We start from the raw sequence: 14,907 nt of genomic DNA, 5'->3' as shown, positions 1-14,907 counted from the left end.
CTTCACCGTCTACTACCCAGAGACATAAGGACTGCACAGTGACCGACCTTTCCAAGGTTCGCAACATCGGCATCATGGCGCACATCGACGCCGGCAAGACCACCACCACCGAGCGCATCTTGTTCTACACCGGCAAGACCTACAAGATCGGTGAGGTTCATGAGGGCGGCGCCGTGATGGACTGGATGGAGCAGGAGCAGGAGCGCGGCATCACGATCACGTCGGCCGCCACGACCTGTTTCTGGAAGGACCACCTGATCAACATCATCGACACGCCCGGGCACGTCGACTTCACCGTCGAGGTGGAGCGTTCGCTCCGCGTGCTCGACGGCGCCGTCGCGGTGTTCGACGGCGTGGCCGGCGTTGAGCCGCAGTCGATGACGGTGTGGCGTCAGGCCACCAAGTACGGTGTGCCGCGCATCTGCTACATCAACAAGCTGGACCGCACGGGCGCGTCGTTCGACCACTGCGTCAAGACCATCCGGGAGCGCCTCAACACCGATCCGGTGCTGCTTCAGCTCCCGATCGGCTCCGAGGGCGGTTTCCTGGGTGTGGTTGACCTCGTCGAGATGCGTGCGCTCACCTGGCACGGCGAGACCACGATCGGTGAGGACTACACCGTCGAGGAGATCCCCGCGGACCTCAAGGAGGCCGCCGAGGCCGCCCACGCCGTCCTGATCGAGCGCATCGCTGACGTCGATGACGACATCATGGAGCTCTACATGGAGGGCGAGGAGCCCACGGTCGCGCAGATCAAGGCGGCCGTCCGCAAGGGCGTCATCTCCAACACGTTCACCGCTGTGGTGTGCGGGTCGTCGTTCAAGAACAAGGGCGTCCAGCCCCTGCTCGACTCCATCAACGCCTACCTGCCGTCCCCGCTCGACGTGCCGGCCATCGAGGGGTTCAAGCCCAACGACGAGACGGTCCGCATGGAGCGTCACCCCGCCGACGACGAGCCGCTGTCGATCCTGGCCTTCAAGGTGGCCGCTGATCCCCACCTCGGGCGCCTGACGTTCGTGCGCATCTACTCCGGTGTCCTGCACTCCGGCTCCCAGGTGCTCAACGCCACCAAGGGCCGCAAGGAGCGCATCGGCAAGATCTACCAGATGCACGCCAACAAGCGCGAGGAGATCCCCCAGATCGGCGCCGGCATGATCTGCGCGGTCATGGGCCTCAAGGACACCACCACGGGAGAGACCCTGTGTGATCCGGGGAACCCGATCGTGCTGGAGTCGATGACGTTCCCGAACCCCGTCATCGAGCAGGCCATCGAGCCGAAGACCAAGTCGGACCAGGAGAAGCTGTCGCACGCGATCCAGCGCCTGGCCGAGGAGGATCCCACCTTCCGTGTGCACACGGACGAGGAGACCGGGCAGACCATCATCGCGGGCATGGGCGAGCTGCACCTCGATGTGCTGATCGACCGCATGCGTCGCGAGTTCAAGGTCGAAGCCAACATCGGCAAGCCGCAGGTGGCCTACCGCGAGACGCTCCGCCGCAAGGTGGAGAAGATCGAGTACACCCACAAGAAGCAGACCGGTGGGTCGGGTCAGTTCGCGCGGGTCATCATCGACCTGGAGCCGACGGAGCCGGGCTCGGGCTACGAGTTCGTCAACGCCGTCACCGGCGGACGCATCCCCAGGGAGTACATCCCCGCGGTGGACGCCGGAGTCAAGGATGCCCTGCAGTTCGGCGTCCTGGCCGGCTACCCGGTGGACAACATCAAGGTGACCCTCACCGACGGCGCCTACCACGACGTCGACTCCTCGGAGCTCGCCTTCAAGCTGGCCGGCTCCATGGCGTTCAAGGAGGCGGCCCGCAAGGCGGACCCGGCGATCCTGGAGCCCATCATGGCGGTCGAGGTCACCACGCCGGAGGACTACCTGGGCACGGTCATCGGCGACATCAACTCGCGCCGCGGCCACATCCAGGCCATGGATGAGCAGCACGGCAACCGCGTGGTGCGGGCCCTCGTGCCGCTGTCCGAGATGTTCGGCTACGTGGGTGACCTGCGGTCGAAGACCTCGGGTCAGGCCTCGTACTCGATGGAGTTCGACTCCTACGCTGAGACGCCGAAGTTCATCTCCGAGGAGATCGTCGCGAAGTCCCGCGGGGGCGAGTGAGCTTCTGCGACGCGCTGCGACAACGGATGGCCGGGGGAGACCCCGGCCATCCGCCGTTTCCGGGTGAGTCCACCTCGCCCGGTTTGACTGAGAACCAGGCTCCTATAGGATTGGTCAGGTATGCGTTTGGGCGCTAAGCTCAGATGCTGACCTCTCTAGAGGAACCATAAGCGACGCCCCGCAACCAGCGAGGCGAGATCCCAAGAAGGAGCCCTCGTGGCAAAGGCCAAGTTTGAGCGGACTAAGCCGCACTGCAACATCGGCACAATCGGACACGTCGACCACGGCAAGACCACTCTGACCGCGGCGATCACGAAGGTGCTCCACGAAAAGTACCCGCAGTGGAATGCTGTGTCGGCGTTCGATCAGATCGACAAGGCGCCCGAAGAGCGTCAGCGCGGTATCACCATCTCCATCTCGCACGTCGAGTACCAGACCGAGAAGCGCCACTACGCGCACGTCGACTGCCCCGGGCACGCCGACTACGTCAAGAACATGATCACCGGTGCGGCCCAGATGGATGGCGCGATCCTCGTCGTCGCCGCCACCGACGGCCCGATGGCTCAGACCCACGAGCACATCCTCCTGGCCCGCCAGGTCGGCGTGCCCGCCATGGTCGTCGCCCTCAACAAGTGCGACATGATCGACGACGCGGACGCTGACCTGATCGAGCTCGTCGAGATGGAACTCGACGAGATCCTGTCGGCTCAGGGATTCGAAGACACCAAGATCGTCCGCGTCGCCGCGTTCCCCGCCCTCCAGGGCGACGAGAAGTGGGCCCAGACGATCCTCGATCTCATGGACGCCGTCGACGAGAACATCCCGCAGCCTGCTCGCGACACCGACAAGCCCTTCCTCATGCCCGTCGAGGACGTCTTCACGATCACCGGTCGTGGCACCGTCATCACCGGCCGCATCGAGCGCGGCATCGTCAAGACCGGCGAGACGGTCGACATCATCGGCATCCGTGAGACCAAGCAGTCCTCCACGGTCACCGGTGTGGAGATGTTCCGCAAGATCCTCGACGAGGGTCGCGCGGGCGAGAACGTCGGCCTTCTGCTTCGCGGCACCAAGAAGGAAGACGTGGAGCGCGGCATGGTTGTCATCAAGCCCGGTTCCACCACTCCCCACACGGACTTCGAGGCCAACGTCTACGTGCTGGCGAAGGAGGAGGGTGGCCGTCACAAGCCGTTCTTCTCGAACTACTCCCCCCAGTTCTACTTCCGGACCACGGACGTGACCGGGGTCGTCCAGCTGCCTGCCGGCACCGAGATGGTCATGCCTGGTGACAACACCGAGATGACCGTGCACCTCAACAAGCCGATCGCCATGGAGGAGAACCTCAAGTTCGCCATCCGTGAGGGCGGCCGCACCGTGGGTGCAGGCAACGTCGTCAAGATCCTCAAGTGATCTTGGCCTGAAAAGCCCGACGAGGGCCGTGCAGCTTTCCGCTGCACGGCCCTCTTCGCATTTCCTCCCGGCGTCAGCCGCGCTTCTGGATGGCCGCCCACTCGTCGCGGAGGCCGACGGTGCGGTGGAAGTGCATCGGCTCGTCCAGGTCCGCGGCGAAGTAGCCCAGGCGCTCGAACTGCACCACCTCACCGGGCCGCGCATCGAGCAGCGCCGCCTCCACCTTCGCCCCGGCGAGGACGTCTCGTGAATCGGGGTTGAGATCGTCCAGGGCTTCGCCCGTCGCGTCCCCCGGGGCCTCGGCGGTGAAGAGCCGGCCGTACAGCGCCACGGTGGCGGCCACCGCGTGCTGCGCCGACACCCAGTGCATCGTGGACTTGACCTTGCGGCCGTCCGGGGAGTTGCCCCCCTTTGAGGCCGGGTCGTAGGTGGCGAGCACCTCCACGACGTTGCCCTGTTCGTCCTTGACGACGTCGGTGGCGGTCACGAAGTAGGCGCCCCGAAGGCGCACCTCACGGCCGGGGGAGAGCCGGAAGTACTTGGGCGGGGGCACCTCCTGGAAGTCCTCCTGCTCGATCCAGAGATCGCCGCTGAACGCGACGCTGCGGGTGCCGTCCTCCGCTCGCTCCGGGTTGTTCGCCAGCTCGAAGTGCTCAACCACGGGCAGGCCCGCGTCGTCGACCGGCCAGTTGGTGATGCGCAGCTTGAGCGGGCGGATGACCGCCATCCGGCGCTGGGCCGTGGAGTTGAGTTCGCGCCGGACATAGCTTTCGAGGGCCTCGATGGACTGTCGAGAGTTGGTGCGGGTGGTGCCCACCTCTCGGCAGAAGGTGCGGATCGCGGTGGGCGGGTAGCCCCGGCGGCGCAGGCCCCGCAGGGTGGGCATCCGGGCGTCGTCCCACCCGTCGACGACGCCGTCCATGACCAGCTTCGCCAGCCGCCGTTTGGAGGTGACGGTGTGGGTGAGCTCGAGGCGGGCGAACTCGTATTGTCGCGGGGGCTCCTCGACGCCCAGCTGGGTCAGGAACCAGTCGTACAGGGGGCGGTGTGATTCGAACTCGAGAGTGCAGATGGAGTGGGTGACGCCCTCGATGGCGTCGGACTGGCCGTGCGCCCAGTCATAGGTGGGATAGATCGCCCAGTCGTCGCCCGTGCGGTGGTGCGTCACGCGCCGGATCCGGTACATGATGGGGTCGCGCAGCTGCATGTTCTCGTGGGCCATGTCGATCTTGGCGCGCAGCACCCTCGAACCATCCGAAGACTCACCGGCGCGCATGCGCCGGAACAGGTCCAGGTTCGCCTCGGGGGAGCGGTCGCGGAAGGGCGAATTCACCCCTGGCTTGCCGAAGCCACCGCGGCCGGCCGAGATGGCCTCGCCGTCCTGATCATCGACGTAGGCGAGGCCTGCGCTGACCAACCGCTCGGCCCACGAGTACAACTCCTCGAAGTAGTCGGAGGCGTAGCGCACGTCTGCAGGCTCGTAGCCGAGCCACTCGATGTCCTCGACGATCCCCTCGACGAAGCTGGTGTCCTCGGTCTCCGGGTTGGTGTCGTCGAGGCGCAGGATGCAGATGCCGCCGAAGTCCGCAGCCACCCCGAAGTCCACGACGATCGCCTTGGCGTGCCCGATGTGGAGGTATCCGTTGGGCTCGGGAGGGAATCTCGTCTGGACCCGGCCGCCGCGTTTCCCTGCCTGGACGTCCGCGTCCACGGCCTCGTAGATGAAGTTGGAGGGCATGGCGGAGGGCTCGGTCATGCGGGTAAATTAGCACGCCACCCGCGGTGGGGCCGGTCAGCCGGTGGTGGCGATGAGGTGGTTGATCCCCATGATGAACGCGATGGGGATGGCCACCATCGCGGCCACCAGCAGGGCCACGAGAACGGCGACGCCGATCCAGTACCGGACGGAGGCCTGACGCACCAGTTCCCGGTTCTCGATCGTGCGGTTCAGGAGCTTCAGGTTCATCTTGTTGGCGCGGTACGCGGCGTCGAAGAACGCGCCCACGAAGGGGACCATGCCCAGGGCCCAGTCCAGCAGTGAGTTGGTGCCCATCCGGAGCAGAACCGGCAATGGAGCCCGGAGCCGGATGGCGTCGGCCATCACCACGCTGCCGAATGCCGCTCCCACGGCGGTGCCCGCCCAAGGGATGAAGGAGAGGAACGGGTCCAGTCCGACGCGGACCTTGGTGCCGGGGATCTGCACGAGATCGTCGAGGAAGTAGCTCAGGGTGCGCGTCATCTGGGCGGGCTTCGGCGGAGGATCTGAGGCGAGGTAGCCGCGGATCCGTCCGCGTGCAGCGTCGTCGACCGCGTCCCGCGCGTGCTGGAGCGCCTTGGCTGGGGTGGGGCCCGGTTCGGTCGTCATAGCCCCAAGGATGCCCGATAGGGTGAACTCCCATGAGCGCTACACCCACCCCGGCCCGGACCCGTGTCGCCCCGTCGCCCACCGGCGACCCGCACGTCGGCACCGCTTTCATGGCTTTGTTCGACCTCGCCTGGGCTCGAAAGACCGGCGGGGCGTTCGTGCTCCGGATCGAGGACACGGATCAGGCCAGGCTGGTGGAGGGCAGCGAGCAGCAGATCTACGACTCGCTCGAGTGGCTTGGGCTGCAGGCCGATGAGGGGCCGCATCTCGGAGGCGATTTCGGCCCGTATCGTCAGTCGGAGCGGCTGGACACCTACCGCCCGTTCGTCGAGCAGCTCCTCGCTGACGGCCACGCCTACCACTGCTGGTGCTCCTCGGAGCGCCTGGCGGGCCTGCGGAAGGAGCAGGAGGCGCTCAAGCTGTCGGTGACCGGCTACGACCGGCTGTGCCTGGGGAAGACCCGGGAGGAGAGGGCGGCGCTGCCGGGCTTCTCCGAGACCCCGGTGGTGCGGATGCTGATTCCCGACGACGCGCCGCTCGAGTTCGAGGACATCGTCCGCGGGACGGTCAAGGCGCCCCGCCCGGACGACCAGGTCATCCTCAAGGCCGACGGCTTCCCGACCTACCATCTCGCCGTGGTCGTCGACGACCACCTCATGGGGATCGACACGGTGGTGCGCGGCGAGGAGTGGATCTCCTCGACGCCGAAGCACGTGCTGCTCTACGACTGGCTGGGCTGGAAGCGGCCGGCGTTCGCCCACATGCCGCTGCTGCGCAACACGGACAAGTCCAAGATCTCGAAGCGCAAGAACCCCGCCGCGCGGCTGATGTGGTTCAAGGAGCAGGGATATCTGCCCGAGGCCGTGCGCAACTTCCTCCAGCTGCTCGGCTACGCGGGAGACGAGGAGTCCGAGGTGTCCACCTTCGAGCAGTTCGTCGAGGGATTCTCCTGGTCCAAGGTCAACACAGTGGGCCCCATCTTCGATCTGAAGAAGCTGGATTGGCTCAACGGGCACTACATCCGGAGCCTGTCCGCCGGGGAGCTGGCGTCGCGGATCCTGGAGTTCGAGGCGGACTGGGCGCCCACCGGGGCCGAGGCCGCCCTGCTGCGCAGCGCCGTGCCGCTCATTCAGGAGCGCCTGGTGCTGCTGAAGGATGCGCGGCCCCAGCTGGACTATCTCTTCGCCGTCGACGAGGCGCTGGTGATCGACGACGACGCCCTGGCCGGCCTCGCTGAGAACGCAGCTGAGGTGCTGGACGCGGCCATCGCCGTGGCGGAGTCCGTGCCGTTCTCGACCGACGCCATCCAGGCGGGGTTGCGGGAGCGGATCGTCGAGGGGATGGGCATCAAGCCCAAGTTCGCCTTCGCCCCCATCCGCGTGGCGATCTCGGGCCGGAAGGTCTCACCGCCGCTGTTCGAGTCGATGGAGCTGTTGGGCAGGGAGTCCTCGCTCGCCCGCCTCCGAGCTCTGCGCGCCTCCCTCTGACGGGCATCGTCTGGCACGGCGTGACTTGAGCCGAGGGCGCTCAACTTGGACTTGACTCACGTGTTGAGCGAGGTACACTCAACTTGAAACCAAGTCCGGCACCCGATGAATTCAGAAAGGAACGCACAATGCCTGGCTTCGACCCCTTCCGCGACATCGACCGCCTCCTCGGCGACGTCACCCGTACCCCGGCCTCAGTCGCGATGCCCATGGATCTCTACCGCACCGGCGACGAGTTCGTCGCGCACATCGACCTGCCCGGTGTGGACCCCGCCAGCATCGACATCGACATGGACGGCGCCACCGTCACCGTCCGCGCCGAGCGCACCTCGCCCGCCCAGGACGAGGGCGCCCAGTGGCTGACCCGTGAGCGTGCCGTCGGCACCTTCGCCCGCCAGCTGACGCTCGGCCGCGGGCTCGCGGTGGACAAGATCAGCGCCTCGTACTCCGACGGCGTCCTGACCCTCACCATCCCCGTCGCCGAGACCGCCAAGCCCCGCAAGATCGAGGTGCAGCACTCCGCGAAGATGAATCAGATCGAGGGCAGCGTCGAGACCGACGCGGCACAGCCTGAATCCTGACCGCGGACAACGACGGCGGGGCGCTCCACCCAGGGGCGCCCCGCCGTCGTGCGTGCCGGGTCAGCCGCGACCGTGACGGGTGGTCCATCCGGACAGGTCGGGTCCCTTGGGCACGATGCTGAGCGGGTTGAGGTCCGTGTGCACAACGTAGTAGTGCCGCTTGATCTGCTCGAAGTCCACGTTGGTGCCGAAGCCCGGCGTCTGGAAGAGGTCGCGGGCGTACCCCCACAGGTTCGGCAGCTCCGAGAGCTTGGAGCGGTTGCACTTGAAGTGGCCGTGGTAGACGGGATCGAAGCGCACCAGCGTCGTGAACAGGCGCACGTCGGCCTCGGTGATCGAGTCCCCCATCAGGTAGCGCCTGTCCGCCAGCCGTTCCTCCAGCCAGTCCATCGCCGTCCACAGCCGGTCGTAGGCCGCGTCGTAGGCCTCCTGGGACCCGGCGAAGCCACACCGGTAGACGCCGTTGTTGACCTCCGTGAAGACGCGCTGCATCACCTCATCCATCTCGCCCCGCAGGCCCTCGGGCCAGAGGTCCGGCGCATCGGGCTTGTGGAAGGACCGCCACTCGAAGAACAGGTCCTCGGTGATCTGGGGGAAGTTGTTGGTCACCACCATCCCGGTGGGCACGTCGACGATGGCGGGGACCGTGATGCCACGGGGGTAGCCGGGGAAGCGCCTCTCGTAGGCGTCCTTCAGGCGGGGGATCCCGAGCACAGGGTCCACCTCACCGGGATCGAGGTCGAAGGTCCAGGAGTCGGAGTCGTGCGTGGGGCCTGGGGTGCCCAGCGAGATCACGTCCTGCAGGCCCAGGAGCTCGCGGACGATGATGGCGCGGTTGGCCCACGGGCACGCGTAGGCCGCGACCAGCCTGTAGCGCCCAGGCTCGACGGGGTAGTCGTCGGTGCCCGGACGCGGATCGGCGACGATGCGGGTCTCGATGTAGCGGGAGTCGCGGGTGAACTCGCGTCCCTTGACGGAGTAGACGCCGCCTGCTGAGTGTTCAGTGTGCTCGGTCATGGCCCCAGGCTAGCCGCCGGTTCGGAGCCGCCAGGAACGGTCAGCCGCGCAGCCAGGCCCGGATGGTGCTGACCCGCTGGTCCACCTCCGCCTGCGAGGCCTGCGCCAGCGGCGGCCCGCCGCACTCTCGACGGAGGTCCGCGTGCACGTGGCTGTGCGGAACGCCCTTGTGCCGCGCGAACTGCGCCACCAGCGAGTTCAGCTCCTTGCGCTTCGAGGCGATCGCCCGGTGCAGAGCCACCTCGGGCTCGGCCTTCCGGTCGTCGCGTTCACGCCGCCGGAGCTGCCGACGCTGCCGGTCGGCGAGGAGGGCGCTGACCTGGCTTGGCTCGAGCAGGCCGGGCAGGCCGAGGTAGTCCTGCTCGTCGGCCGAGGTGGGCTCGGCATGCATGCCGAAGGCCTGCGAGTCGAACAGGACGTGATCGAAGGTCGCGGAGGATTCCAGCGCCTCGAACTGGCCGAGCAGGTCGTCGGCGGTCGTCTCGCTGCGATTGGCCTGCTCGATCAGCGCCTCCGTCTCGGCCCAGATGTCGACGTCGTCGCCCTTGGGCTTACCGAGGACGTGATCGCGCTGCCGCTCGAGGGTCGCGGCGTGGGCGAGCAGCACCGGGACCGTGGGGAGGAAGACGGTGGCCACCTCGCCCCGTCGTCGGCTGCGCACGAATCGGCCGACGGCCTGCGTGAAGAACAGCGGCGTGGAGGTTGCGGTGGCGTAGACCCCGACGGCCAGGCGGGGCACGTCGACGCCCTCCGAGACCATTCGCACGGCCACCATCCACCGCTCGTCGGACGAGGCGAACGTCTCGATGCGGGTCGTGGCCTTGGCGTCGTCGGAGAGCACGACGCAGGGCTTGCTGCCCGTGAGGTCGTGTAGGAGCCGGGCGTAGGCGCGCGCGGTGGTCTGGTTGGTGGCGATGACGAGGCCCCCGGCGTCGGGGACGTGGCGGCGGACCTCGCTGAGTCGCCTGTCCGCCGCGCGCAGCACAGCCGGGATCCATTCGCCGGTGGGCGACAGGGCGGTGCGCCAGGCGTGGGCGGTGAGGTCCTTGGTCATCGGGACGCCCAGGTCGGCGCCCAGCTCGTCGCCGGACTTCGTGCGCCACCGCATCTGCCCGCCGTAGTTCATGAACATCACCGGCCGCACGACGTGGTCGGCCAGGGCCTCGGTGTAGCCGTAGGTGTAGTCGGCGCGCGACTGCTGCACGCCGGGGGCGATGTCGGCATAGGCGACGAACGGGATGGGGTGGTCGTCCGAACGGAAGGGGGTGCCCGTCAGCGCGACCCGGCGGGTGGCGTGGGTGAACGCGTAGGAGATCGACTCGCCCCAGCTCTTGGAATCGCCCGCGTGGTGGATCTCGTCGAAGATGACCAGGGTCTCCTTCGAATGGCACAGCGCCTCGTAGACGTAGGAGCGGGCCGCGACCCCCGCGTACGTGACGGCCGACCCGTGGTACTCCTTCGCACGGCCCCGCCGCGACGACCCACCCAGCCCCGGGTCCAGCTGGATCCCGACCCTGGCGGCGGCGTCCGCCCACTGCACCTTGAGGTGCTCGGTGGGGGTCACCACGACGATGCGGCGCACCGTCCGCGACGACAGCAGGGTCAGCGCGACCCTCAGCGCGAACGTGGTCTTGCCTGCTCCGGGGGTGGCCACGCAGAGAAAGTCGCGGGGCTGGTCCCGCGCGTACTGCTCAAGCGCCGCGGCCTGCCAGGCCCGCAGCGACGACGCGGTACCCCACGCCGCCCGTTGCGGGAATGCGGGGGACAGGTGGTCCAGGGCGGAGGAAGACATACGGTCGGTGACTCTAGCCGCCGGGTGCGCCGTGACCCAAGCCCCGACACGCCGGACAGGGCGTTCAGCCGGCCTTTCCCGCGCGGAGGGATTCGTAGGCGGCGAGCGCGCGGGCTCGGCCGTCGGCGAGCGAGGTGACGGGCTCGGGTCGATCGGCGAGGTCGACGTGCCAGGACAGTGGGGCGGCCGCGGCGAAGTCCCGGGCACCGTCGGCCTCCGGGGCGAGCCAGTGCGAGCGGTAGGCGGCTCGTGGGTCGAACTTGGTGGCCTGCGTGTCGGGGTTGAAGATCCGGAAGTAGGGCGACGCGTCGGGCCCGCAGCCCGCCACCCACTGCCAGTTCATCGCGTTGGAGGCGGCGTCCCAGTCGGTGAGCGTCCGCTCGAACCAGCCCAGCCCCACGCGCCAGTCGACGAGAAGGTGCTTGGTCAGGTAGCTGGCGGCGATCATCCGCACCCGGTTGTGCATCCGGCCGGTCGCCCACAGCTCCCGCATCCCCGCGTCGACCATGGCCACCCCGGTGCGGCCGCGGCGCCACAGCTCGGCCGCCTCCCCGTCGCCGTCCCACGGGAAGGACTCCCACTCCGGGCGCCAGCAGCGCTCGCCGAGGGTGGGGGACTCGTGGAACAGGTCGCGGGCGAACTCGCGCCAGGCCAGCTCGGAGAGGAAGCCCTCCACGCCGGGGCGTCCCTCGTGCCAGGCCGGGAGACACCGGTGCCAGATGGTGCGCGCGCTGATCTCGCCGACGGCCAGCGCATCGGACAGGCCCGAGGTGGCAGGGCGCCACGGGTCGTCGCGGTGCGCCGGGTAGTCCTCGACGGCGCCGTCCAGGAAGTCCTCCAGCCGCTGCACCGCGGCCGCCTCCCCGGCGTCGACGTGGCCGGCCACCACGTCCCAGCCGCGGCGCATCGCCGCCCGGGCCTCGGGCCAGTCCAGCGGGTCCGACCACGGCCAGGAGTCGGGGGGCCGGAGCTCCGGTGGCGCCACGGGTGGACGGATGTCCAGCTGCTTGAGCGCCTTGAAGAAGGGCGAGTACACGCGGAACGTGCCGCCCGAGCCGGTCCTCACGGAGCCGCGCGGCACCAGGTCCGCCAGGGGATGGAGGCTCAGCCGGGCGCCGGCCCGGGTGACCGCGTCGTCGAGGCCGTCGTCGGCGGCGAAGGGAAAGCCGACGGTGGTGTGGACCGACTGCGCGTCAGTGTCGCGGATGACCGAGGCCAACACGTCCGTGGGGCGCCCCCGCCGCACCGTGAGCCTGCTGCCGTGGCGCCGGAGCTCGGCGTCCAGCGCGGGCAGGCTCAAGGCCTGCCGTTCGGCGGAGGCGGGGTGCGCGGCCGCCTCGTCGGGATCGAGGATGACGAGCGGCACGACGCTGCCCTCGGCGGCGGCGGCCACGAGGGCCGGATGGTCCTCGACGCGAAGTACTCGCCTGAACCAGCAGATGGTGGTCATCGGGTATCGAAGCTCCTGTGATCGCCGCGGCCGGGGCGCGCGAGGGACGTGGGGCGAGTGTAGTGGCGGGGGTCAGGAGAAGCGCAGGAGCTGGCCGAGGTCCTTGACTCCCAGCTCCTGGGCCAGGGCCAGGTACAGCTCCGCGCAGGCCAGGGCATCGACCACGGCATCGTGGCCGCGGTAGTGCGGCAGCCCGGCGCGTGAGCGCAGCTTCCAGAGCCTCAGCGCGTCGCGGGGGTGGTCCTCGTCGAAGCCCAGTGCCCGATGCCCGAGCGCCATCGTGTCCACGGCGGGCAGCTCGATGCTCACGCCGTAGAGGAGGCGCACCGCGGCGGCCAGGAACCCCACCTCGATCGCGGCATGGTGGGCCAGCAGCACCCTGCCGGTGAGGCGTTCGAACACGCGGTCCAGCGCCTCGGCGCTGGGGATGGCGTCGGCGAGCTCGTCGTCGGTGATCTGGTGGATGACGGCGGACTGGCCCACCTCGTGACCGGGGTTGACGTAGAAGTTGGTGGCGGTGCCGAGCGGGATACTCAGCCCCGTCACGTCGATCATCCCGACCGAGAGAATGTGGTCGGCGGCCGGGGTCAAGCCGGTGGTCTCGAAGTCGACGGCGAGCAGGGCCAGCTCGGAGATCGGGGTGCTTCGTGGCACAGGCTCGGCGCTGAGGTAGCGGCGCAGCGCGCCGTCGGGCACCTTGTCCGCGGCCCCCGCGTTGGTGCGGCGGAACGGCCACCTCATGAGATGAAGTGCGTCTGGAACGTCACGGTGAGCGCAGATCGGGCCTTGCCGACGATCGAGAAGGCGTCGCGCAGGTGGCGGCGCTCGAAGTCCGACAGGTCCCCGGGATCGATGTGGCTGTCAGGCTCCTCGCCGGCGGCCACCTGCCTCCCCTGGTGCTGGAGGCGCGTGTAGCCGAGGAACTCGTAGGCGTCGAGCAGGTTGTCCACCTCGGCGCCGTGCTCGGCCGCGGCCAGCAGCCGCCCCCGGGTGGAGACCTGCGGCAGCCCTTTGTGCAGCGCGTGGATGCGGGCCACGTCGACGATGGGGTTGATGCCGCCCAGCTTGATGTCGAGACGGTCGCGGTGCTGGCCCTTCTTCTCGACGACGAGGCCGCGGAGGAACCCGATCGGCACCTCGGCGTCGTTGGCGTGCTTGGCCAGGTGGCCGAGGAACCGCGTCGAGGACGGCGCGGTCCGCAGGATGCGCTGCTGGAGGGCCGTGTACAGCGTGTGGTCGCCGTGGACGGGGCGCATGTCGAAGAAGATCGAGGAGTTGAGGACGGCCTCCGACGTGGGGGCCGCGAGCCAGGAGACGAATTCGCGGCTCCACGCCGCCAGCGGTTTGCGCCACTGCGGGTTGGTGGCCATGGCATCCCCCTTGCAGCGGGGAAAGCCGCACTCGACGAGGGCGGAGGTCACCGATTCGGCCAGCTGCTCGAAGTAGGGCGCGTGGCCGGGCTCGTAGTCGTCGCTGAGGATCAGGGCGTGGTCCTGGTCCGAGGCGAGCGCCTGTTCCCCGCGGGCCAGCGAGCCCAGCGCCACCCAGCAGTAGGGCACCGGGGGGGCGCCGAGCTGCTCCTCGGCCAGCTCCAGCAGCCGTTGCCACAGCGCCTCCGTGGTCCGACTCACGATCCGGGTGATGTCCTCGGCGGTGGCGTCCTGGCGCAGGAGGCGACCCACCAGCTTCGGTACCCTCCCCATGACGCGCGCCAGCGAGGCAGGGTCCGACTGCCGCGCCAGGTCCCCGACCACGTAGAGCGGGCTCGAGCGCTCCAACCGCATCAGATCGCCTGAGGTGACCATGCCGAGGACCCGGTCGCCATCCATCACCGGGAGGTGGTGGATCTTGTGCTCCACGAGGTTCAGCAGGACGTCCAGGGCGAGGGCGTCGTGGCTGATCGTGTGCGGCGCGGTGGACATGGACTCCGCCAGCGGCGACGAGGGCGCCACGGCCCGCGCGACCACCCGGCGCAGGTCCCGGTCGGTGAGGATGCCCACCAGGGCGTCAGCTTCAGTGACGAGGATGGCCGAGACGCGCGCCTCGTCCATCGCCTGGGCGGCCTCGCCGACGGTCGCGTCCGCCTGGATGGTGATGGGGGAGCGGGTGATCATCTCGGAGACGGGAACCTGCAGGACGGGGCCGCCCTCGGGGACCTGGCGGGTGGCATCGCTCAACCGCGACTCGGTGAAGTAACGCCGCACCTCCGGCACCGCGAGCAGCTCCCGGACCGCGTCCGGGGCGAACGACCACAGCAACGTGTCCTCGAGCGCGGTGAACGTGAAGCGGGACGGCCGCTCCTCGATGATGGACAGCTGCCCGAAGCAGGCGCCCTGCTCGTCGTTGTCGATGAGGTCGCCCCCGGCGTCGACGATCTCCACGGCCCCCGAGCGGACCAGGAACATCGCAGTGGGGGCGGAGCCGGCGGCGAGGATCACCGTGCCCCTGCGGACATAGCGCCCGACGGCGCGCTTCGCGAAGGCGGCGATCCGGCCGGGAGGGAGCAGGGACCACGGCTCGCGCGCGGCCAGGAACTGGGTGATGTCGGCAAGCTCAGACACGGCGGATCCCCTTCGATCGTTCGTTGCGCGCAGCCTACCCGTCGCCCCTGCGCCGGGCACGACTCGCCGTCTGAGTGGGGTCTCGGGTACCGGGAGGGCGCCGGGGTAGGGATGCGACGGC

Annotated in this window: 11 protein-coding genes; 4 read left to right on the top strand and 7 right to left on the bottom strand. The window is 68.9% G+C overall.

The genetic code is table 11. The features are described 5' to 3' along the window. Nucleotides 1-38: 38 nt before the first annotated feature. Together fusA and tuf are read left to right on the top strand one after the other, a co-directional pair. The gene (gene fusA, locus H5398_RS11940; RefSeq protein WP_370586118.1) at nt 39-2,123 is read left to right on the top strand and encodes an elongation factor G; all 2,085 of its coding nucleotides are present in this window, start codon (nt 39-41) and stop codon (nt 2,121-2,123) included. Nucleotides 2,124-2,339: 216 nt separating this feature from the next. Then, the gene (gene tuf, locus H5398_RS11935; RefSeq protein ID WP_182800141.1) at nt 2,340-3,533 is read left to right on the top strand and encodes an elongation factor Tu; all 1,194 of its coding nucleotides are present in this window, start codon (nt 2,340-2,342) and stop codon (nt 3,531-3,533) included. A gap of 73 nt (nt 3,534-3,606) precedes the next feature. Here tuf and H5398_RS11930 read toward each other — a convergent pair whose 3' ends face one another. After that, nucleotides 3,607-5,289 (bottom strand): glutamine--tRNA ligase/YqeY domain fusion protein, encoded by a 1,683-nt coding sequence (locus H5398_RS11930; protein WP_182800140.1) that lies wholly within the window; start codon nt 5,287-5,289, stop codon nt 3,607-3,609. A 36-nt stretch (nt 5,290-5,325) separates the two neighbouring features. Next, on the bottom strand, nt 5,326-5,898 hold the full coding sequence (locus tag H5398_RS11925) for a DUF4112 domain-containing protein (protein ID WP_182782361.1): 573 nt from the start codon (nt 5,896-5,898) through the stop codon (nt 5,326-5,328). A 32-nt stretch (nt 5,899-5,930) separates the two neighbouring features. Here H5398_RS11925 and gltX point away from each other — a divergent pair, with 32 nt between their 5' ends. Together gltX and H5398_RS11915 are read left to right on the top strand one after the other, a co-directional pair. After that, a complete protein-coding gene (gene gltX / locus H5398_RS11920) occupies nt 5,931-7,385 on the top strand; it encodes a glutamate--tRNA ligase (RefSeq protein ID WP_182800139.1) in 1,455 nt (484 codons plus the stop codon). Between the two features lie 128 nt (nt 7,386-7,513). After that, complete coding sequence (locus tag H5398_RS11915; RefSeq protein ID WP_182782363.1) at nt 7,514-7,966, top strand: Hsp20/alpha crystallin family protein; 453 nt, start codon at nt 7,514-7,516, stop codon at nt 7,964-7,966. 60 nt (nt 7,967-8,026) lie between these two features. Here the strand turns inward: H5398_RS11915 and H5398_RS11910 are convergent, their stop codons facing one another. From H5398_RS11910 to H5398_RS11890, 5 genes are all read right to left on the bottom strand, one after another. Continuing rightward, a complete protein-coding gene (locus tag H5398_RS11910) occupies nt 8,027-8,983 on the bottom strand; it encodes a glutathione S-transferase family protein (protein WP_182782364.1) in 957 nt (318 codons plus the stop codon). 40 nt (nt 8,984-9,023) lie between these two features. Beyond that, the gene (locus tag H5398_RS11905) at nt 9,024-10,775 is read right to left on the bottom strand and encodes a DEAD/DEAH box helicase (protein ID WP_182800138.1); all 1,752 of its coding nucleotides are present in this window, start codon (nt 10,773-10,775) and stop codon (nt 9,024-9,026) included. 64 nt (nt 10,776-10,839) lie between these two features. Further along, on the bottom strand, nt 10,840-12,225 hold the full coding sequence (locus tag H5398_RS11900; protein WP_182800137.1) for a deoxyribodipyrimidine photo-lyase: 1,386 nt from the start codon (nt 12,223-12,225) through the stop codon (nt 10,840-10,842). A gap of 72 nt (nt 12,226-12,297) precedes the next feature. Beyond that, the gene (locus H5398_RS11895) at nt 12,298-12,966 is read right to left on the bottom strand and encodes an exonuclease domain-containing protein (protein WP_182782367.1); all 669 of its coding nucleotides are present in this window, start codon (nt 12,964-12,966) and stop codon (nt 12,298-12,300) included. Then, nucleotides 12,963-14,786 carry a DUF294 nucleotidyltransferase-like domain-containing protein gene (locus H5398_RS11890; RefSeq protein ID WP_182800136.1) on the bottom strand — a complete coding sequence of 608 codons (1,824 nt, stop codon included), beginning with the start codon at nt 14,784-14,786 and terminating at the stop codon, nt 12,963-12,965. The genes H5398_RS11895 and H5398_RS11890 overlap by 4 nt, the downstream gene beginning before the upstream one ends. Nucleotides 14,787-14,907: the final 121 nt, after the last annotated feature.

The organism is Tessaracoccus sp. MC1679 (assembly GCF_014164775.1).
GTDB lineage: Bacteria > Actinomycetota > Actinomycetes > Propionibacteriales > Propionibacteriaceae > Arachnia.
The sequence above is the reverse complement of the archived record's forward strand: the minus strand, read 5'-3'. Positions and strand labels throughout refer to the sequence as shown.